A 22843-nucleotide genomic window follows, 5' to 3' on the forward strand; every position below is an offset into this window, starting at 1 on the left:
ATTACTTCTAAGGAAGGGCGCAATCCATAAACCCATCCGCTTATCTACAAACTAAGTCCCTATAACAAGTATTAAAATTCGTCTACTTGTGAATATTGATACCTGTCGATAAGTAGAAGGAAAGCGCTAAATACTATTTTTTAATAATAAATATGAACAATTGACGTAACGAAAAACACATCTATTTTCATAAAGTAACAGTATAGAAACAATTTTATGATGTAAATGTTTTTTCTATACTTGCGAGTCGTTATCTTATTGTTTTATATGACCAACTTATGCTTAGCATTCGCGTCATCTTGTATGAATCTGCTCTTGAAAAGTCAACTTAACGCACTCATCTACCCGCTAACGTTATATAATGGTTGGGCTGAACGATTGGCTTAATTGGTGTTGTGGCACTTCTTCTATGTTTTTTTGACATTTTGTGGTGTGAACAACCTTATTTAGCCATTGTTAGCCGCCATTGCTGTTTTTATAAGCTATCTATTTAATTTCTTACTACCTGAGTACAAAAGACATCGCCTTATGACTATCTCTATTGCTTCATTGCACAGTACTGAATTCGCCGTTGGTCAACGTTATTTATCTGATACGGAGTCTGAGCTTGGCTTAGGTGTGGTCATCGATGTTGACGACCGATGTGTGCATATTTTATTTCCGCAAAGTGAAGAGACACGCGTCTACGCAAAAAACTCTGCGCCATTATCGCGCGTGGTGTTTAAAGTGGGCGATAGCATCTACGATCAAGATGGCAAAAGCTATACGGTCAATGCCGTTGATGAAGTGATGGGCGTACTGAAATATGGCGTCGATGAGCACGAGCGCGGCATTATGGAAACCCGCCTTGCTGCTAATATCACGTTGGCCAAGCCGCTTGAGCGTTTGCTTGCTGGCCGTATTGAACGTGGTGATTGGTATGAGCTGCGTCAAGATATCTTGCGCATGCAGTCAGCGCTGGCAGGTCATCCATTAAAAGGCCTAATGGGTGCACGTGTCGATATCATCGAGCATCAGCTGTATATCGCACATGAAGTCGGTAAGCGTATCGCGCCGCGTGTACTATTGGCTGATGAAGTTGGCCTTGGTAAAACCATCGAAGCGGGCATGATTATTCATCAGCAGTTGCTAACAGGCAAAGCTGAGCGTGTGTTGATTTTAGTACCAGATAGTTTGCAGTATCAATGGATGATTGAGCTGCGTCGTCGCTTTAACCTAAACTTTGCCTTGTTTGATCTAGTGCGTACTGCGGCTATTAAAGAACACGATCCTGAACAAAACGTCTTTGCCACTGAGCAATGTATCATCGGTGGTATGGATCTGTTACTTGATCACCCAGACTTATATGATCAAGCGATGGATGCAGGGTTTGATTTATTGGTCGTTGATGAAGCGCATCATCTGCATTGGGATGAAGCACAGGGCGGCAATGATAAGTATGACTTGATTGCAGATTTCGCAGAAGAAACGCCAGGCGTGATGCTATTGACAGCAACGCCAGAGCAGCTTGGTGCGCAGAGTCACTTTGCCCGTCTGCGTCTGCTTGATCCAGATCGCTTTGATGATCTGGATGAATTTATCGATGGGCAAGAAGCTTTTGCAGAGACAGCAGCAGTTGCTGGCGTCTTGATAGAAGAAAAGCCATTGAATGAAGGTCAAATCGCTGCTTTAAGTAGCTTATTAGATATTAGTATTGAAGAACTATCTTCAATCAATGAAGATGAAAAACTACGAACTCATGCATTAAATGAGCTGTTAGATCGTCATGGTACAGGTCGTATTTTGTTCCGTAATACTCGTGAGAGTGTCAAAGGGTTCTATGGCCGTAGTAGCCAACCATATCCATTGCCACTTCCTGAGGCATGGAAAGACAGCTATCAAACCAATGGTAAGTTGCGTGAGCAGCTATGGGGCGAAGAAAACCAACCAGACGGTGGCTGGCTAGAAGATGATCCACGCGTTTCTTGGTTGATTGATATCTTACGCGGTGAGCTTAAGCATCAAAAAGTGCTATTAATCGCTCGTAGTGGTGCGACGGTAGAGAGTTTAGAAGCAGTATTGCGTCTGCATGCGGGCATCAAAACAGCTATCTTTACTGAACAGATGACTTTGCTTGAGCGTGACCAAGCGGCCGCATTCTTTGCAGATAGTGAAGGTGCGCAGATACTACTGTGTTCAGAAATTGGTTCAGAAGGTCGTAACTTCCAGTTTGCAAGCCAGTTGATACTATGGGATCTACCTGCTAATCCAGATACGTTAGAGCAGCGTATCGGCCGTCTAGATCGTATCGGTCAGACGCAGCAAATCATGCTACATGTGCCTTATGTGCAAGGTACAGCGCAAGAGCGTCTGTATCAGTGGTATAACGATGCACTGAACATGTTCAATCAGATATCGCCAACTGCCCAAAGTGTACAAGAGCAATATATCCAAGAGCTTAAGCCAATGCTTGAGGGTGCTGATACCGCTGAAAATAATGTCATCTTGCAAGACATCATTGACGAGGCGCTACAGACACGTTTGGGACTAGAAGCACAGCTACAAGCTGGTCGTGACCGTCTGCTAGAGTACAACTCATGCCGTCCGCGTGTCGCTGGTCGTATCGCCGATGCTATGCGTGACTTTGATGGCAATAATTTGCTGCCGCACTTCATCGAGCGTTTCTTTGCGTCTGCCAATATCGATCACAATATCCAGCGTGATGGCTCGTGGGTTATCGCGCCTATCGATAGCACCGAAATTAGCGACTATATTGATGGCTTGCCACTTGGTGATGAAGACGGTATGACGTTGACCTTTGAGCGTGAGCAAGCGCTTCAGCGTGAAGACATCGAGTTTATCACTCACGAGCATCCATTGATGCGTGCTATCTATGAGCTGGCGAGTACCAGTACCTTTGGTAATACGACAGTTGCGATGCTGAAAAGCGCTGCTGTACCGCAAGGTATGGTATTGCTAGAAGTGAATTTCCGTGTAGAAGCAATAGCACCGAAACTGCTGAATTTACCAGCGACTTTGTCCACACAAAATATCCGTGTCTTTATCAGTGAGCAGGGCAGTGATTTATCGGCTCGTATCAGTGCTGAGATGATTATGCCGCACGTTGAGCGATTGGATAAAAACCGTGCCCGCCAAGTCATTAAAGTACGCGGCGATGTGATTGAACAGCGTTATTACGAAGCTGAAGACATTGCTCGTCAGCAGATCGCTGAGATTGGTGAGCAAGCAAGTAGCCGCTTTAGCCAGCAGTGGTCACGCGAAATTAAGCGTCTAAAACATCTACAGACGATCAATCCAAACGTACGTCCTGAAGAGATTGAGCGTTTAGAGCAGCTTAAAGCTCAAGGTGAGCAAGCGCTTGGTAACTTGTCATTAGTACCGGATTCTATTCGCGTACTCGTAGCAGTTAAGCCATAAATATCGGCGTATTTGTCAAAAACGAGGTGTTGTTATACATCTCGTTTTTTTATGGTTGAGATTGCTTGCTTTGATCTTTAGTTGCGATTTGTCTGGCAAAAACAGACAAGCAATACTTATGAGTAAGCCGACAGTAACTAGTCAAAGCCACCAATATTGGGTAAGATGTTTACCTTTTCTATAGAAAATAAATATTCGGTGATAACATCGCTAACGATGTCTGTATGTTTATTTTAAGGTCTCCTTCGACAGATCTTAACAAGTGATCTCGCATTATTTTACATTCAAATATGATGGCTATATGGCATCAATATCATCAGATGCTGAGCGTTTTTGATAAAAATAAGGAAACATATCGTCATGTCCGATAATCTACAACTGATTGATGAGCTGCTGGCTACTATCGCGCTTATTGAAGTTACCCCTGATGTGTTTGAGGGTAAAAGCCATGACTATGTGGGCAGTCGTATATTTGGTGGGCAAGTGCTCGCTCAAGCGATTATGGCAGCGGCGCATACATTAGATAAAGACAAACCTTGTCACTCATTGCATGGGTATTTTTTGCGTGGTGGCGATATCAACCAACCAGTGATATACCAAGTCCGTCGATTGCGTGATGGTCGTAGCTTGTCTGCACGTGAAGTCACGGCTATTCAGTACAAAGAAGTACGTGGTAAGCCGCCTGTTGAACAAGTAATATTTTCAATGATTGCCTCGTTTTCGCCGATGGAAGATGGGCTTGAGTATCAAGAAGATATGCCTGTCTATCCACCGCCAGAAGACTTACTGACAGAGCAAGATCTAAAAGAAGAAAATGTCGGAAAAGTGCCAGAAGCGCTAAAAGCAAGATTTATGCGCCGCCGTCATGTCGAGATTAAGCCAGTTAAGCCGCGTAATCCGATTAGCCCAGAACCTATGAAACCCAAGCAAGCAAACTGGCTACGTATTCGTGAATTGGGCAATCAGCCAGTGGCTATTCAGCAAGCACTCTTGGCATTCTCGTCGGACTTTTATTTGGTTGGCACAGGGCTAATGTCACATGGTGTGAGTTTTATGACCAGTGGTCTACAGGCTGCTAGTATCGATCACTCAATGCATTTCCATCGTGATTTTGATTTGAATAAATGGATGCTGTACGACATGTGGAGCGATACCACGTCTAATGCGAAAGGCTTGAATCATGGTCAGTTTTGGCAAGATGGTAAACTGGTCGCTACCGTGCAACAAGAAGGACTCATGCGTTTACGTGTGCCAAAGTCTTAGAGTACTGTAGGCTTAGTTATCTTTATATTATCATCATAAAAAAGCGACTCATTATTAATAGTGAGTCGCTTTTTTTATTCCAATTTTTATTCTAAGATTTTAACCATCGCGCGAGGCAGTCCTAGGCTGTCTTGCGCTTTTTGTTCGGTTAGCCACTTAAATTCAATTTCAGCCGCTGCTAATTTTTGATTTAGCTCAGTTACCTGCGTCGCGTCAATCGTCAATTTACGCGGGGTCAAATACCAGTGAAAGTGCGTCAGCGAATGCTTGATAGGAGCATCATCGAGCAAGGTATTGCTAACTGATTTTGCCACCAGTTCATTTTTTATGAGCCACTCATTAATGATTTGCTCAGCAGTGGTAAATTCTGCTTCGTATACTTTTTCATTACTACGTACGTCATTTGGCATATTCGATAGTTTGTCATCGTTAGCTAGTGTCTTTTTAACGGTAGCCTTGTTATTAGTTTTACCGTCAACTTTTTCCACGAACTGTAATGGCAAACTCCATAATCCACCCCAGATGCCGTTGTCAGGGCGTTGTAGCCATAGTATCTCACCGTCTACGCTTTCTATCAGCAACGCATCGCTAAACTTACTTGGCTTTGGCTGTTTTTTTGCTTTGACGGGATAATCAGTCTCGCGCCCTTGCGCATGGGCTAGGCAGTCTTCTTTCAATGGACACAATAGACACGCAGGCTTGCTACGGGTACATAATGTCGCACCCATATCCATCATGGCTTGCGCAAATAGTCCTGAGTTCTCTGTCGGTGTCAGTCGTTCTGCCAATGCCCATAAATCTTTGGTGGTAGCAGATTTAGTGATATCGCCGTCGATAGCGGCCCAACGTGTCAGCACTCGTTTGACATTACCATCACAGATGACGCCATAATGATGTAATCCCATCGACATAATCGCGCCAGCAGTCGATGGCCCAACGCCCGAAATCGCTTCCCATCCTGCTAGCGTCTGCGGAAACTCGCCCGTTTCGGCGATGACCTCTACCAACTGCTTAGCACCTTTATGCAAATTACGCGCGCGTGCATAGTAGCCAAGCCCTGCCCAATGCTCTGCTACGGTATCCCATTCTGCTGCGGCTAAATCCTGCACAGTCGGAAACGATGCCATAAAACGTGCAAAGTAGGGCATTACAGTGGTCACTTGCGTTTGCTGAAGCATCACTTCTGATAGCCAGACGATATAAGGATTGGGCGTATCAGTCTGATGCTGTTGCCAAGGTAAGTCATGGCGACCGCTTTCGGCAAACCAATCGAGTAGGCGCGGGGCGAAGGAGTTAAGAGATGTTGTACAGTGATTAAAGTTGGTTTCAGAAGAAGTAGAGTTGGCAGTTAGCTGGGTCATAGGCTCTATTATTTAGTTTTTTGAAGGTAAACAATTATACCTGATATACGTATTTGCTACGACCCAACTCTGACGTAATGTATTGAAATAATATAATAAAAATAACTACTTAACGATATCGAATAGTAAGAGGTTGTTTATCGTTTGTTTAACATACTTGTCGCAATGCGCATCTTCGATATAATCATACTTGGATAAACTAACCTCAATACGAGCCATCACTGATTGTCGATCGATAGTACTAACTGGTAGATCTAAAAAAGGAATCGTAGAAATTTTTTCAAATATAATTAAGAAAAGATGTTTAACGGACAAATCTGTAAGAATTTCAGATCTAACATATGAGGACGTCATATCTAATCTAGAACTATTAGTGAAGCCCAGAAATTTATCTGAGTTGATACTCCTTTTTATGATTTGTTCTAGTAAATCTTTATCCATCATATAAACAAAAGATAGAAAGACCATCAGAATTTGTTCAACAGTTGGTGACTGGTTCTGCTCTTTATTATCTTCGAATACTACTAGTGCTTCTACACAGCGAACGATTTGCTCAATATTTCGTAGAGACAGCGTATCAACATTAAGAAAGGTTGGAATCTCATAGATAAATTGGTTATCTTTGAATTCCTGCGAAATAACTTTACTGTCTCTTACGACTTTTTCAAAGTAAGTCACGTTATTTTTAACTGATTGATTGTCCTTATCTTTACTGGTCGTAGGTAGATTAATTTGATATTTAAAAAATTTATATAAGTAGCTGTGTGAGTCGGTTTCGCTACCATAGCTATGTTTTATAGTGGCTTTAAGCTGTTCCGCATTAGTGATTAAAATGATTTGTACATTCTCAACGTCAAAAACATGTTTGATAGTTTCTAACATCATTACTGCAAAATCTGGTCTGCATCGGTCTAACTCGTCAATCAATAAAATGACAGGATTTTCTGCTGTAATGTCAGTTAATACATTTTTTAGGGTATTCAGACTTCTTTCAGCCTCAGCTTGGTCTTCAATAAGAGATTCTAAAGAAAGGTCTATTAACTCTTTTGAACCTTCTTCTATGGTTTCCATGCCCTTAGACAACTCTTCAGGTATATCCGCAGCATAGCGTCCAAAAGCGAAGCCTAATCCTGCCTTCAAGCCAATACCACCAACCAAGCGTAAATAAGGAACAGCATTTTTTATTAGTTTTTTTCGCTGATAACTTTTTTTAGGATAAAAGCTTACAATCTCTGAGATTAAAGTCAGTAACGGCTCGTTAGTGTGGTCAGCTTGAAAGGCATTAACGTAACCAATTTTGTAGTTATTGGAGCTATCAGCTTTAATTAGATTTTTAAGCTTGAAGCAAAACTCGGTTTTACCTGTACCCCATTTACCGTCGATGATAAGTGGTGAGACATCAATATCTGAGTCCAAGAGCTTAATGATTTTTTCAGCGATAGGCTTCCGCGTGAACTCATCTCTATTAGAAAAAGTTAACTCTCTCATTATGTTGTCATCTGTCATTACTCATTCTCTATATTTATATTTTTGATATACGATACTGATGTTATACAGATAATACAGACATAAAAAAAGCCCATAAGGGCTTTTATATAGGTAATAGTTTTTTAAGTAATAAGCCTTTAGATAAACGCTACTTCCGATTCTTCCGCGTTTTTAGACGACGTAAGCGCTTTTCTTCCTCTTTCGCTTTTTTCTTCTCTTCAGCAGCGAGTCGTTGTTCAGCGACGACGATTTCTTCCGCTTCAGTCATTGCTGGTGTTTCTAGCGTGATGCGACCGATCTTTGCGCTACGCAACTCGTTAATGAGGATCTCAGACATGCGGTACGTATCGACTTGGTTGCCCGCGCGTACACAGCCGCGATTACGTCCAGCCACTTCAAAAAACTCCCAGTCAGTCTTTGGCAGCTCTTCAATTTTGTAGCGAGTTTTTAGCATTTCAGGATAGGCTTGCATTAGGTACTCAGCGGTATAGCTGGCTACATCAGCGAAGTCAAAAGCAGTATCACGGATACCGCCTGTCGCTGCGAGACGATAACCTGAGTTTTCGTTTTCAACCTTTGGCCATAGCATACCAGGTGTGTCATAGAGCATGATGTCATCGTCGAGCTTAATCAGCTGCTGCGACTTGGTCACGGCTGGCTCGTCGCCTGTCTTTGCCACAGCGCGTCCTGCTAGCGTATTGATCAGCGTTGATTTACCAACGTTTGGAATACCCATAATCATCGCTTTGATTTGACGACCAGTCCCGACTTTATTGGGTACAAGATGCTTACAGATGGCGATGATACGTTTTACGTCATTGGCTTTTTCAGTATCGCAAGCAATGGCTTTGACCCCATCTTGCTGCTCGAGATAATCCATCCAAGCTTGCGTCAACTCAGGATCGGCAAGGTCAGCTTTGTTCAGGATTTTGATAACAGGTTTTTCGCCGCGCAGTGCTGCGACCATTGGGTTTTCACTACTATATGGAATACGCGCATCGATGACCTCGATGACCAAATCCATCTGCGGCATGACTTCTTTGATTTCGTTACGGGCTTTGTTCATATGCCCAGGGAACCACTGAATACTTGCTCTCTTATCCATCTGCTTTCATAACCTTTTATAAAAAATGCTAAAAGTAAAACAATCAACGTTTACTTTCTAATGGTGTCCAGTTTACTACAGAACCACCTTGCTCACGGCACAATTTCACCCAACCAGCTTTGTCATTACGCCTGATTTTGGTTTTCTGTTTCCTCATGCGCAGGTGGTAATGGTGCAAGGTAACCAATTAATAGTATTAAACTGCCTGCGCCAAGGAAGGATATGACTCGCCAAATTGCCTCAGTCTGTGACAAATCTACCAAGACTAACTTAAGTACGACGATACCTAATAATCCAATACCCATAAACCAAAGCGCGCGCTGCCAATAGCGACTCGCCATGATGGTGGCGACCAATGCCAAGAGCGTCCATAAGATCGTCAGTCCAGTTTGTACTTGCTCGCTCTGCCATGCGCCGCCTTGATAGTCATTCCAAAGTGGCGTGCCAATAAAGGCGTGTAGCGTTCTGACCAACATGCTGGAGATCACCCAAAAACTGATCAGACCCAATATAATTAGCAAATTCTCAGCGGTGAATACGCGCTTAGATTTGGCAGCTGCACTTGGCTCAGTAATGGTTTCATTGTGGCGGCGTTGGCTGATGTAATACAGACTAAAGCCAACTGATAGCGTCAGCCATGAGGTGATGTCATATAGGTTGAATAATGGAAAATAAGACAGTCCCCAAATCACACCGTCATAAGACCAATTGGTAAGAACAGTCCACAGTAAAGCAATAGGAGCAAAGATGGCGGCGCATCCTAATAGTGCTTGCTGCCAATCAAACCAATACAGCAGACCTTGTTCTGAAGCTTTATTAGTTGAGATGTTCTCTGCATTTTGACTGAGATAACGATGATTTAACCATAACCCAAATAATATGAGTGTCGCTGAAAACAAGAAAGCCATTACGCCATCAGAGTCTGGTAGGCCGTAATGCGCAGCGGCAGCAATGAGTAAGATGCCCGTACCTAGCCAACTTGCAGCAGTATAACGTGAGATATTGTTGTTATCGGACAATGTATCAGACCATGTTTTTAGCCATAGCTGCCCCATGACTAACCAGCCGATTATTAAGCCTAGGAACACTAACCATTCCGCTGTTGCCCATGTTAAATTTCGCTCAAATTTTTGTGGCAGTTGCAGTACTAGCATGAAGTAGAACAGGGCTAGTAATCCATGACTAAGCTGTCTAATTTCCGCCCACGGACGATAGCGATTGATGACCCAATAGGCGATTAAGCTCATAAGTGCGGCCAGTGCAATTACCGTCGTGCTTGATTGCCAGATATCAAACCAATGATGCAAATCAAGCATCAGAACTTGTAGCATCCAAGCCATCGCGGTCAGTGTCAAAAACTTGATAAATCTAGGGCTATGCCAAACGAATTTGAATACGCGGCTCCGACTATTGATTGAGGTCAGCCATTGCTGTGCAGCTTGCGTACTGACACCCAGCGCATGGGCATAGCTGGTTAATGCATCTGATGCGCTGTCCAATGTTTGTGTTTTTATTACTGAGGATTGTGATTGTATGACCGAGGATGTTGTAGCGCTTTTATTGTTAAGGTTATTGAGGTTGTTACTACTATCTAAGCTATTAAGCAGCACAGCAGGGGAGTTACTAGCGCGTAATATAAAGACGGTCGCTAGATAACTGAGCGCTGAAATACTAAAGGCCAAAATCGGATAATCATTGCTAGGGAATACGATGGTAGCCATCAACATGACGATACTGATGAGCTGCAATAGCACACCGAATAATACAGACCACGATCGCAACGAGCGTCGTCCAAACCATACTAGCGCCAACCCTTGTACGGACCAGCCAAAAGCAATCCATTCAGCATCTAGCGCCAGCGGAATAACGAGCGCAAAAAATCCTAATCCTAACGCTAGCATGCCTTCGGTGATTAAAGCATAGCGTTTACTGCGCTGGATAAATAGCCAGCCTAAGCCAAGATAAACCGTAGCCAAAATGGCACTGGTAATCGTGAGGGCGTTAGAGATGTCGTTTAGTAAGGCAGAAAATAAACCAAAAGCCAGTAGCGGTACTGAAAACAGTAAACCCGTATCAATAGGGAATACATAGGAGCTGCCTACATGGGCTTTGTCCAAGTGTTTTGTATTATCTACATTATCAGCATGACCGAGGTCTTTTTCGTTTAGCGCATTATAAGTGATGATTTGCTGCGCATAACGAATGACGACAAACAAGTAAAGCAGCCAATGTAAGGCTACTAATGCCACCAATGACCAACGCTGCGTTTCAATGACGGCGCTCAGGTTTTCGCTGACACCCCAATAGTATGCCAAGCCAAATGTCACAGTCACACCGAATAGATTCAATATTTTCCACGGTCGATAGTGAGCAATGACGGCAATGGTGACGTTTAGCAGTAGATAATAGCTGAATAAGGTAACCAAGCTGCCAGTATCTTCACTGGTCAAAATCGGTGCAAAGAATCCACCTGATAATGCCAGTAATGCCAATGGGAAGGCGTTTTGACGTACGGCGAGAGCAATGGTAATGGCAGACAATGACCCAAGCCCGATAAAGCTTGGGATACTAGGAATGATTTCATAAACACTGTAAGCAAAAAAGGTGCTTAGATAAGCAATCGCTAAGCCTGCGCCCTGTAGCGTAATCCCATATGAGAAGCGTTTTGCCGTCAGCTTTAACCCAAGCGCTGCCAATGCTAACCCTGTAACGCCAACTGCTAGCAGCTTCGTGGCAATCGAAATCTCGATATATTCGCTTAATAAGCGAAGCAATAACACCACACCTACCAATAGCACCAATACGCCGACTCGCACGACCAAGTTGCCACCGAAAAACCAGTTTTTGATTGAGTGAATCAGTGAGGTCACAATAGGTAATGAGCGTTCATCAGGCTCAATCGGTGCGGTAGGCACTGTATTTTGCGTATTTATCGAGGCGTTATCGTCTATAGATTTATCGTCATAGATACTTGATGCTGCATGTATGGTTGAGTTTGAAGCAACGGTAGGAAGCGGTGGTGGTGATACAGGCAGCTGATTATCTGAAAAAGAATGTTGTGAGTCAAAAGCTATTTCTTTAGCATCATGGTCTTTAGCGTCACTGTCTTTAGGAGCATTGTCTTTAAGATCATGATCGTCAGTAGCAGTGTTGCGCGCATAATTGCTTTTATCGACGAAAGGTGCAGACGGAGGCGGCATACTACGATGTCTTTGCTGCTCCAGCTCAGCTTGCAGCGTCGTTACATCGCGGCGTAGATGCTCGATTTTTCGAGCTATCCTAGTATACAACGCGACCACTACGATCAATAAAATCGTAAAAGCCAGCCAGCCCAACTGGGTCACCATTAGATACAACATCTTCGTCACTCAATCCAGTTTATAGTAAAGTGATAATGACGTGATTTAATAAGAAGCACAAGACTACTCTGATTACTGGACTAAAAGACAGATGCTAAAATGACACTCAAAATAAAAGGGTAGCTTAATAATTAAGCTACCCTTTTTAATGGTCTTTATATCAAATCATTTTTTATGCTAGATTGGCTTTCATAAACTCAAGCATGTTTTCCCAGCTTTGTTTAGCAGCGGCTTCATTGTAGCCAAGATCTACTTCATTTTTGGCTGCGCGCTCATCAGCATGCGGATTGGTAAAGCCATGTTTGGCATTGTCATAAACGTCGATAGTGTAGTCAACATCGGCTGCATCTAGCTCTGATTTTAGACCTTCGATAGCATCCATTGATACCATTGAGTCATCACGGCCATGAGCGACCAACACTTTTGCTGCAAAGTTTTTATCTGCTGGCTGTTTTGGGGTTGGGTTACCATGGAACGTAGCAACGGCTTTTAGCGGCATGCCTTCGCGAGCCATATCTAGTACAACTTTACCACCGAAGCAGTAACCGATTGCGCCTAGTTTATCACCATCGACTGATAACTGATCGCTGAAGTCATTAAGGATTAAGTGGCAGCGTGCCATTAGCATGTCTTGATCGGCCAGTACTTGCTCCATCCACATGTTTGCCATTGCTGCATCAGTAGTTAGTTTACCTTCACCATAGACATCCATAGCGACTGCTGCATAACCTGCTTCTGCCAAGCGCTCAACCACTGATTTTGGATGATCGACCACGCCCCACCATTCCGGTGCAACCAAGATACCTGCTGCTGGATTTTCATCTGAAGCGTTTTCTGGGAGTGCTACATAACTGATAAGTTCTACACCATTCTCGGTAGTACTGATTAATTCAAAAGTCTTAATTGACATATTATTGTCCTTTTTTATGTTGTGAGTTTTAATTATTCGTCATTGTGATGGTTCGTTTTTCTAACTCGTACTACCTTAACGCCCATGTCTAGCAAAAACAGCTATAATACTGTAACGCTCTTTATCAAAATGCTACTGCGACTTTATGACTATAAATTTGTTAAACAAAAATAATGACCAATCAGACTTGAACTCAGGTCTCGATGCAGCAGCCAAGCCTGCGCAATCGGTGAGCTTGTTCCCTGATAGTGCCGATATCGATTCTGCTGATGCTGACTCTAAGTATGAGTCTGAGCCACTACGTCCGCAGTTTTGGTCGCGATTTGCGTTAACAGAATTAAACCATAGCGAGTGGGAAGCACTGTGTGATGGTTGCGGCAGTTGTTGCTTGATTAAGTACATCGACGAAGATGAAAGTGGCAATGTGGATGAGGAGCTGGTCGAATATACCGATGTCACCTGCCAGTTGATGGACTGCGCGACGGGATATTGCAGTCACTATGCAACGCGGCAAGAGCATGTGCCAGATTGCATTCAGCTGACTATGGACAACTTGCCCAAGATGATGTGGCTACCATCGCACTGCGCCTATAAGCGTCTGTATAAAGGGCAGGGCTTACCAAGTTGGCATTTATTATTGACTGGGGATGCGGTGGTAACACAACAACAAATGCGAGCGGCCAACGTAGGCGTCGCTGGTCGCTGTGTCACGGAAATCGGTATGTCTGATGAAGAAATGGAGACACGGGTGGTTAACTGGGTTAACCCTTAGTCTACAGTTAGTTAGATGCCTGAGCAGTAGATCTAGCCTTCGCTTCAGCACTGGCTTGCGAGTTAGCCAATGCTGGTATCGGAATATCTTGACGAATCTGCTGTGAAAAGTTACGGCTGTTTTTATCTCTACTAACGCTAGTTAGTTGGTTAGCCTGATTATCAAAGCCTTTTGCCTTTGGGTTGATATGAGTGCGCTCATACCACGTATTCATTGACCAAGGTTGGTTGTCCTTTTCTGGCGCCGCATCCAACATGCCTACATCATATAGATAGTTCGGTAACCAACCAGAGACCCAAATTCGATAATCCCATGGCAAGCGATCGCCACTAACAATACGCGCCATATAAAAGATAATATTGGTACAGTTGCTAATCAATGTATTGTACCAAGCAGGTTTAGCGTTCAAATCATCAGCCGCAGTCAGATAAGATTCAAATAGCGACCTCACTTCATGCTGTTGCAAATTGCTAATAGGAAACAGATAAACCTGCTCGCCGCGCGCGTTGCTGCGGGTGTAAATAATATCGCGCTCTTCTGCGGCAATCAGGCTCAGCTCATAACGTCGAAAAAACCCAGCCAACGCTGAAAAAGACTCGCCATCTTCTTTACGTATCTCAAATGAGAATGCAAGTGGTCTATCATCTTCGAATCGAAAGCTAACCAATGTATGAGCGATTAGCGGACCCATCCAATAAGAATTGGTCACATCAACGCCAGAGAGTTTAGATAAATCAATCGTACGGGTATCCCAATGCTCGTTAGCATCCTCTTCAGTCTGCCAATCAAAGTTACGAACATTGGTTAAAGTAATTAAATCAGGGTTGGTCGCATCGCGTTCATAAGAGACCCGTTGGTCGACCTCAGCCATCCAGTCACGATCCTGCTTGGGCTCAATAGAAAAAAACCAACCTAGACCTACAAGCCAAACAGCGCTATATATGCGGATAAGTAGCTTGGTTGCTGTGCTTTTGCTAACTGACTTTTTATTAGATAGTGAGTCACTGTGAAATACTTTTGTGACGGCATCCCAATAACGCGTACTTAGCAGCGCAGCTAATATACTTACAATCGCTATTGTCGCAAGCCAAGTCAATACTGAGCTGACGCCGTATTGATACCAAATCGCGAGTAACAACCATATCGCTGATAACAATAACGTAACGGCAATTAAAAAAGTCACAAGACGCTGGCGCCATGTAGGCTTTGGCTGATTGCTATCTGATGGGCTATTTTTTGATATTTCGCGTTTTAAGTCAAGGCTCTCTAAGCCACGACTGTTTGACCGTCGACTGCGTGAACGCGACGAGAGTAAGCGAGAAAAAACGGAACGTAGCGACATAGGGTTTGCTTTGATAAATAAAGGCTTTGACCATAGCAAAGTTTATAACACGCTGACAATACAATTTGAGTGAATTTGTCGTTGAATGTCGGTGAGCCTTGCGATAAAGTGAAGCTAATTTGTACTAGCAAATTTGTTATTCATGCACTAATTAATAACAAACCAGCCGTTTTATTTGCTACTTTTATCCCCATCTAGGCTCTACTTGTTTTTTTATTGAGTATTGTTCATTTTTCTATTGAATACTATTCTGAATTTTATTAACTAAAGAGGTTAAATCACACCACCATGTCTGACGACACTCCCAGCCCGAGTAGTTGGTCGATGCGCGGCTTAAAACGCTGGCTATCGACCGCCCCCGAAACCCGTGATGAATTGATTCGTCTGGTACAAGACTCGCGCCAATTTTTAGAGCCTGATACGGTCGATATGTTAGAAGGCGTGCTAGATTTGCCTGCGACACAAGTCCGCGAAATCATGACGCCGCGTCCGCAAGTAATTGGTCTGCACGAGAGCACCAGTCTTGCCGAAGTGATGGATATTATTCTTGAGACCACTCACTCGCGCTATCCTGTTTTTGACAGTCAAGATGATGATGCCGTCATCGGTATCTTATTAGCAAAAGACTTGATTCCGATTCTGGTACATATGGTCCGCAACCAAGAAGACAAAATTGATAGTAAGCGTCTCAGAGACTTGGTGCGCCAGCCGTTATATATCAGTGAGACGGCTCGCTCTGATACCTTGCTACGCTCATTGCAGCGTACCCAAGTACACATGGCGATTGTCGTTGATGAGTTTGGTAACTTTGGTGGTGTCGTCACCATGGAAGATTTGTTGGAAGAAATCGTTGGCGACATCGTCGATGAGCACGATGACTTTGATGAAGATAGCGATATCAATAACATCGTCCCTGATCCAGAAAAGCCAAATACATGGCGTGTCCAAGCGTCTACAGTAATTGAAGACTGTAATGATGAGCTAGGTAGTCGTTTTGACGATACCGATGTCGATACGATGGGCGGTTTGGTCATGCAAGCACTTGGCTTCGTTGGTGATTTAGAAGGCGAGAGCGTCGTGATAGATGATTGGAAAATTACCATTACCGATGTCGAAGGGCGATTTATCCAAAATCTAGAGCTGACCAAAACCAATTCCGAGCAACAGATATTGATAGGCAGCCATTAGCTTGCTTATAGTGTCACGATAGTTGGTCAATGAATAAAACTTGTTAGCAAATTAACAGAAAACACGATGAAAAATCGTGTTTTTTGCTTTCTGCCTTTTGAACTTTAGAATGAGGTTTTAGCTACGCAAATTTACCCACTTGTAGGTTTTGACTGGTATCATGGGTGGGTTTTATTTGTGGCCCTGCATAAAGCATTATGCAGTCAGGTTTTGCGTGAGTATTATCTCATCGCTTAGCTGAGAAATTTTAGAAAATATGGTTTTGGATAACTGCTATGCGTCTGTCTACTGTTGATTTGCAAAAACGTCTGAACCCCGATAAGCCAAAAGGTTTACATATGGGGTTGACGGTACTAATAGCTTGGCTGGCAGGGGCAGCTTTCATACTTGCGCTCGCGCCTTATGGGATTTGGCCAGTTGCCTTGGTGTCACCTGCTATTTTATATGCATTACTGGTACCAGCGATGACAGGTCGCCGCGCCTTTCTGATTGGTCAAGCGTACGGTACAGGGCTGTGGTGTGTTGGCGCGTTTTGGCTATATACTTCTATACACGTTTATGGCGATACGCCCGCATGGCTGGCACTGATTATGATTGCGCTTATGGGTCTGGGCATGGGTTTGTTCCATGGCTTTTTGGCGCTCATCTTTAATCGTGTGGTCGGTAAGCAGCCGTTATCTTTTGCCGCCCTGTGGATACTTCAAGAGTGGATGAAAACTTGGTTGTTTACTGGTTTTCCTTGGCTATTCGTTGGTTATGCGTTTACTGAACAGTATTGGCTATCCTCGCTCGCACCTGTGGCTGGTGTCTTTGCGGTTTCTTTTGTAGCGGTATTATTGGCTGCCAGTATCGTTGAGCTATTGCGTCGCCGCGGTGGCTATATGATTCCATCGATAGCCTTGCTAATCATTAGTAGCACGCTATGGTTGATCAATCCGCAGTGGACCAAACCAAAAGGAACCCCTGATCTATCGGTATCTTTGATTCAGGGTAATATCCCGCAAGACCTAAAATGGCTCACCGAGTATCAGATTGAGACGCTAAAAATCTATGCAACGTTGACCCGTGATGAGTGGGGGCGTGACATCGTGCTGTGGCCTGAATCGTCGATTCCTATGTTTCAGACAGAAGCTGTTGGGTTTATCAGTGAAATGGTCGCGATGGCCAAAGAGACTGACACGACATGGGTGACAGGTATTCCTTATAAGGACGAAGCAGCGTTTGATGCCAGTACAGATAAATATCCGCCGTTCTACAATAGCGTGGTAGCGCTAGGGGCACAGGCAGAGGGGCTGTATAAAAAGCAACGTCTGGTGCCGTTTGGGGAATACATTCCATTCCAAGGCGTGCTCGATATTCTGCCAAATCTAGCAGGCAGCCAAGACATTATGAGCTATAGTCGCGGCAGTGATCAGCAGTCACCGCTACGTGTGCGAGGGCATAATTTAGGTGCAGCCATCTGCTACGAAGTGGCGTATCCAGACACTACGCGCAAAAATGCGATTGGCACGGACTTCTTATTGACCATCTCAAACGATGCTTGGTTCGGTACGTCGGCAGGCCCATTACAGCATTTACAGATGGTACAGATGCGAGCATTAGAGAACGGCCGCTGGTTTATGCGTGCGACCAATACAGGTGTGACAGCTATCATTGACCACAAAGGTCGTATCGTAGAGCGTGCACCGCAGTTTGAGCGTACTGTATTGCGCGGTGATATTCAGGCACGAGTTGGCAACACGCCATTTATGCGCTTTGGTCAATATCCTATTTTGTTTATCATGGCACTGTTGCTGATACTCAGCTATTTGGGTAAACGTCCGAAGAATCCAGTACGTTCGGTTAAGTAGTATTGTTAAGTAAGATGTGTTGACAGCGAATAATAGATAACTGATTAAGTAGTTAGCTGTCACAAGTGCCAAAAATGGATATTTAAATTGTGGATAATAAACCCTTTAAATACTTAAGGGTTTTCACAAATCAGTATAAATTGCGATATAATAGGTCAATATTTCAAATATTTTGTGCAAGGTGGATAAGGTATGTCAGAAGGTATCGTTAATAACAATCCAAAAAAAGAGCTGTTATTCGCTTTAGGTGGCATTGCCATGTTCTTAGGTATTGTCTTACTTATTGGTGTTTCTGCATTTTTGCGTCCAGCAGGCGAGCATATCACTGCTGAGACAACTGAAGCATCAGCTGCGGCAGATGAAGCAGAAGCTACTGCTACTGAAGAAGAAGCGGCTCCAGCCGATGCAGAAGCTGCAACAACAGAAGAAGCGTCAGATGCTACAGCGCCTGATACTGCAGCAGATGCAACCGTAACACCAGCGGCAGATGCAGATAGTGCAGTTGTCACCGCAGAAGCTGGTACAGCAACTGCCTCTGGTACTGTAAGCCAAGCCGCTGTTGCCGATGCTGATTTGACAGCTGAGCAAGCGGATGGTGACTTAGATGCTGGGAATGCTGGCGACGCTACTGATGAGGCCGCAGCACAGTAAGCTGTAGTATGACTATGTAAATAATCTAAAATAGTGCTACTCGATTGTTAAATGAGCTGTATTATGAAGTCTGTATCAACAGTGCTATAAGCATAATATTACTGTCTTAGATACCTATAAAAAGAGTCTGTTCTCAACCATTGAGAGCGGGCTTTTTTTATGGGTATTTGTGTAATTTTTGACCAATTTTTTCTTTACTTGATTATAGCCAAGTGAAACAATGTTCCGCCTATATGACCGTCCATCTGGATAATCAGGGGTTTGGTCATTACAAATATGATCTTTAAAGGAATAAAGTTATGGGCACAGAAACAAAATCGGGGGCTAGTGCAGCAGAGCTAGAAGCACTAGACAATGGCTTTATGGGACATCCTGCGCCCTTACGCTCATTGTTTTTTACCGAAATGTGGGAGCGATTCTCCTATTATAGTATCCGTCCACTATTAGTTCTATTTATGGTGGCAACAGTGAGCAGTGGCGGTTTTGGCTTCGATGAAGTCACCGCTTCTGCTATTTATGGTATTTTTGCTGGTTCGTTATACCTAGCAGCAGTACCAGGTGGTTGGCTAGCAGATAACTGGCTAGGTCAAGAGCGTGCGTTATGGTGGGGCAGTATTATTATTGCCCTTGGTCACTTGTGTATCGCGCTTTCAGCGATGTTTGGTATGACGCTGTTCTTTGTTGGTTTAATCTGTATTGTCTTGGGTTCAGGGTTATTTAAGACCTGTATCTCAGTGATGGTCGGTGCCTTGTACCCCAAAGGCGACTCTCGCCGTGATGGCGGTTTTACCTTATTTTATATGGGTATAAACATCGGTGCGTTATTGGCAGCACTTATCGTTGGCGTATTCAAAGAAAAAGGCATGTGGCATGTCGGCTTTGGCGTTGGTGGTTTGGGTATGCTAGTTTCATTATTGATTTATCGTTTTTTCGCGCAAAAGAACTTAACGCGTTATGCACGCGCTAAAGGTATTTCTGCTGAGTGGGAAAAATCTAACGACCATTATAAAAACATCGGTCGCTGGGTTGGTGGTTTTGTCGCCTTGCTAGTAGCCGCAGTGCTATTAGTGTCTACCGGTATGATATCGTTCAATCCTGAGATGGTTGCAGAGTATATGACGTATATCATTGCTGCGGTCGTCATCTTGTATTTCGCTATTATGTTTATCTCACCACGATTGGATAAGACAGACAAACTACGCTTGCTAATTTGCTTTGTCTTAATCATTGGCTCGACGCTGTTCTGGTCAAGCTTTGAGCAGCAGCCAACGTCTTTTAACCTATTTGCCGATCGCTATACCGATCTGAACGTTTTAGGATTTGAGGTACCAAGTATTTGGTTCCAGTCATTAAACCCACTATTTATTTTAATATTGGCACCTATCGTTAGTATTATTTGGGTCAAGCTTGGTAACCGAGGTCTTGAGCCTAGCAGTATGGCTAAGTTTGCACTCGGTATGCTACTGGCAGCTGCAGGTTTTGCCTTGATGATTTTTGCCTCAAAAAGCATTTTAGCGCCTGGTGCTGGCTTGGCATCGCCGCTATGGTTGGTAGGTAGTTTATTATTATTGACGCTAGGTGAGTTAGCATTAAGCCCAGTTGGGTTGTCTGCCATGACTAAATTGGCGCCAGAGGGTATGCAAGGGCAAATGATGGGGTTGTTCTTTGCTTCTATTGCTATGGGTAATTTGGTTGCAGCCTTCTTTGGTGGGCATGTATCTGCTGACAAAATCGAAGGATTACCAGGTCTATTTACCACCATGACCATCTTCTTGGTAGTTACCGCTGTACTATTATTGATACTAGCAAAACCTATCAATAAAATGCTTAAAGAAAGCGAGCGTGAAAAACAACTGGCCAAGCAATAAGATAGTCTGATGTACATTTGTGATTAACAACAGCACAAGTGACTTATGACGAGACGTGTTACCATTACTGGTAGCACGTTTTATTGTTTTAGTTGGTGAGATATTTGGCACAAGCCATTGAAAGCTTACTATCTGCCCAAACATCTAATAATAGCTCACGATAAACAGCAGTACAGCGTTTTATAAGCCTATATTAATTCAATTTTATATTCTCAATAAGTAGAAGCAACTATCAAAGCAAACATAATTAGATAGCTAAATAAGTAGACTGTTTGCTTGAATAATTGCTATCAATGATAAATATCTTATTAAAATTAAAGTGGTATCAACAACTCAAACAAGACGACTATTAGAACAAGACGATTGTAAATAATCGCGCCATCATCATATTTTTATAACTTCTATAAGGACACATTCAATGAATAAACAAGCCATTCACGAACGTATTGCTAATTTACGCAGCACCTTAGCCGCGCAAGATCTCACCGCCATCATCGTACCCTCTGCTGATCCACATTTGTCTGAATATCTACCAGAGTACTGGCAAGCACGCTTATGGCTGTCAGGGTTTACCGGTTCTGTCGGTACGCTGGTCGTGACTGCTGATTTTGCAGGTCTATGGACGGATAGCCGTTATTGGGTACATGCTGCCGACCAGTTAGAAGGCACAGGTATTACTTTAGAAAAGCTTGCGCCAGGTCAGCCAAATCATATTGATTGGCTAGCCGAGCATTTGCAAGAAGGGGATAGCGTAGCAGTAGACGGCAACGTACTATCTATCGCTGAGCAAGATCGCCTGCTAAATGCTTTTGATGCCAATGATATTACTTTGATCACTGAGCGTGATGTGCTGACAGAGATTTGGACAGATCGGCCAGCACTACCAGCGGCCAAGTTATACGCGCATGATCAACAGTTCCTTGCTCAGTCTGCCACCTCAAAGCTGGCTGCAGTACGCGAAGGCATGGCAGAAGCAGTTGCGACCCATCATTTACTTTCAAGCTTAGACGATATCGCTTGGTTGACGAACTTGCGCGGTGCGGATGTTGATTATAATCCGGTATTCTTATCACATATGTTGATTGACGCAGACAAAGCAATGTTGTTTGTTGATACTGATAAAGTAAGCAAAGATATTGCACAGAGTCTAAAAGACAGCGGTATCACATTGGCTGACTATTCTGCTGTGCAAGAGGCATTGAGTGCATTAACACCAGACGACTTATTATTGTTAGATCCGAGCAAAGTTGCAGTAGGTACGCTCTCAAAAATGGCAGATGATGTTGGCTTTATTGAGCAAATGGCGCCTAGTACATTACTCAAATCTGTAAAATCTGATGCAGATATCGATCATGTCCGTGAAGCGATGCGTCAAGATGGTGCTGCCTTAGCTGAGTTTTTTGCCACATTTGAGCAGCGTCTAGCAAACGGCGAGCGTTTGAGTGAACTGGATGTTGATAGCATGCTGATAGATGTGCGCAGTCGTCAGCCGCATTATGTCTCGCCAAGCTTCCCGACCATCGCAGGCTTTAACGAAAATGGCGCATTGCCACATTACCGTGCAACGCCAGAAAAATTCAGCTACCTTGATGTGGCCGAGGGCGAAGGCGGATTGCTACTGATTGACTCAGGCGCACAATATCAGAATGGTACGACTGATATCACCCGCGTAGTTGGTATTGGACAAGTCACTGCTGAGCATAAACGCGACTTTACGATTGTGTTAAAAGCCCACATTGCGCTGGCTCGCGCTCATTTCCCTGATGGTATCGCCTCACCGTTGATTGATGCCATTTGCCGTGCGCCTTTGTGGCAAGCACAGATGGACTATGGTCATGGTACAGGTCATGGCGTTGGGTATTTCTTGAATGTACATGAAGGCCCACAAGTCATTGCCTATAGCGCTAGCACGCCAAAAGAGCGCGCGATGAAAGTCGGTATGATTTCTAGTAATGAGCCAGGTCTATACCGCGAAGGCAAATGGGGCATTCGTATCGAGAACTTGGTAGTAAATACGCCAGTTGCTAAACCTACTGAGACAGAGTTTGGTGATTTCTTGAACTTTGAGACCATCACTTACTGTCCAATCGACACGCGTCTGATTGAGCCATCGTTGTTGGAGCAAACCGAGATTAATTGGTTAAATAGCTATCATAGCCAAGTCTTCGCAGAGCTAAAAGATCGTGTTGAAGGTGCAGCGCTTGAATGGTTGACTGAACGTACCAAAGCCATTTAATACCAAGCTCAAAAAATTAAACAAAAGTATTAA

General features: G+C 43.7%; 14 protein-coding genes. 8 read left to right on the forward strand and 6 right to left on the reverse strand.

Annotated elements, in window-relative coordinates; translation table 11 throughout:
• Window positions 1-528: 528 nt before the first annotated feature.
• Together rapA and ACHEVO_RS12065 are read left to right on the forward strand one after the other, a co-directional pair.
• Window positions 529-3417 carry an RNA polymerase-associated protein RapA gene (rapA, locus tag ACHEVO_RS12060; protein WP_394125076.1) on the forward strand — a complete coding sequence of 963 codons (2889 nt, stop codon included), beginning with the start codon at window positions 529-531 and terminating at the stop codon, window positions 3415-3417.
• A 360-nt stretch (window positions 3418-3777) separates the two neighbouring features.
• The gene (locus ACHEVO_RS12065; protein WP_057761915.1) at window positions 3778-4680 is read left to right on the forward strand and encodes an acyl-CoA thioesterase; all 903 of its coding nucleotides are present in this window, start codon (window positions 3778-3780) and stop codon (window positions 4678-4680) included.
• Between the two features lie 86 nt (window positions 4681-4766).
• Here ACHEVO_RS12065 and mutY read toward each other — a convergent pair whose 3' ends face one another.
• The 5 genes from mutY to ACHEVO_RS12090 all read right to left on the reverse strand — a co-directional run bounded on the left by mutY (window position 4767) and on the right by ACHEVO_RS12090 (window position 12903).
• The gene (mutY, locus tag ACHEVO_RS12070; RefSeq protein WP_394125077.1) at window positions 4767-6041 is read right to left on the reverse strand and encodes an A/G-specific adenine glycosylase; all 1275 of its coding nucleotides are present in this window, start codon (window positions 6039-6041) and stop codon (window positions 4767-4769) included.
• Between the two features lie 105 nt (window positions 6042-6146).
• On the reverse strand, window positions 6147-7547 hold the full coding sequence (locus tag ACHEVO_RS12075; RefSeq protein WP_394125078.1) for a KAP family P-loop NTPase fold protein: 1401 nt from the start codon (window positions 7545-7547) through the stop codon (window positions 6147-6149).
• A gap of 130 nt (window positions 7548-7677) precedes the next feature.
• Window positions 7678-8634, reverse strand: coding sequence for a ribosome biogenesis GTPase YlqF (gene ylqF, locus ACHEVO_RS12080; protein WP_394125079.1), 957 nt, complete (start codon window positions 8632-8634; stop codon window positions 7678-7680).
• A 125-nt stretch (window positions 8635-8759) separates the two neighbouring features.
• Window positions 8760-11993 (reverse strand): DUF2339 domain-containing protein, encoded by a 3234-nt coding sequence (locus tag ACHEVO_RS12085; RefSeq protein WP_394125080.1) that lies wholly within the window; start codon window positions 11991-11993, stop codon window positions 8760-8762.
• 172 nt (window positions 11994-12165) lie between these two features.
• Window positions 12166-12903, reverse strand: coding sequence for a dienelactone hydrolase family protein (locus tag ACHEVO_RS12090; protein WP_394125081.1), 738 nt, complete (start codon window positions 12901-12903; stop codon window positions 12166-12168).
• 256 nt (window positions 12904-13159) lie between these two features.
• Between ACHEVO_RS12090 and ACHEVO_RS12095 the strand changes: the two genes are divergently transcribed.
• The gene (locus tag ACHEVO_RS12095) at window positions 13160-13675 is read left to right on the forward strand and encodes a YcgN family cysteine cluster protein (RefSeq protein ID WP_341610399.1); all 516 of its coding nucleotides are present in this window, start codon (window positions 13160-13162) and stop codon (window positions 13673-13675) included.
• 7 nt (window positions 13676-13682) lie between these two features.
• On the opposite strand, the gene ACHEVO_RS12100 is transcribed toward ACHEVO_RS12095, so the two are convergent.
• Complete coding sequence (locus ACHEVO_RS12100) at window positions 13683-15017, reverse strand: Lnb N-terminal periplasmic domain-containing protein (protein ID WP_394125082.1); 1335 nt, start codon at window positions 15015-15017, stop codon at window positions 13683-13685.
• A 288-nt stretch (window positions 15018-15305) separates the two neighbouring features.
• On the opposite strand from ACHEVO_RS12100, the gene ACHEVO_RS12105 reads away from it, so the two are divergent.
• From ACHEVO_RS12105 to ACHEVO_RS12125, 5 genes are all read left to right on the forward strand, one after another.
• The gene (locus ACHEVO_RS12105) at window positions 15306-16205 is read left to right on the forward strand and encodes a CBS domain-containing protein (protein WP_290178559.1); all 900 of its coding nucleotides are present in this window, start codon (window positions 15306-15308) and stop codon (window positions 16203-16205) included.
• Window positions 16206-16480: 275 nt separating this feature from the next.
• Window positions 16481-18055, forward strand: coding sequence for an apolipoprotein N-acyltransferase (gene lnt / locus ACHEVO_RS12110; RefSeq protein WP_394125083.1), 1575 nt, complete (start codon window positions 16481-16483; stop codon window positions 18053-18055).
• A 192-nt stretch (window positions 18056-18247) separates the two neighbouring features.
• Window positions 18248-18706, forward strand: a complete 459-nt coding sequence (locus tag ACHEVO_RS12115; protein WP_394125084.1) for a hypothetical protein — start codon at window positions 18248-18250, stop codon at window positions 18704-18706.
• Between the two features lie 299 nt (window positions 18707-19005).
• Window positions 19006-20574, forward strand: a complete 1569-nt coding sequence (locus ACHEVO_RS12120; RefSeq protein ID WP_394125085.1) for a peptide MFS transporter — start codon at window positions 19006-19008, stop codon at window positions 20572-20574.
• A gap of 418 nt (window positions 20575-20992) precedes the next feature.
• Window positions 20993-22810 (forward strand): aminopeptidase P family protein, encoded by a 1818-nt coding sequence (locus tag ACHEVO_RS12125; protein ID WP_394125086.1) that lies wholly within the window; start codon window positions 20993-20995, stop codon window positions 22808-22810.
• The last annotated feature ends 33 nt before the right edge of the window (window positions 22811-22843 follow it).

It is taken from the genome of Psychrobacter nivimaris (assembly GCF_043419765.1).
GTDB lineage: Bacteria > Pseudomonadota > Gammaproteobacteria > Pseudomonadales > Moraxellaceae > Psychrobacter.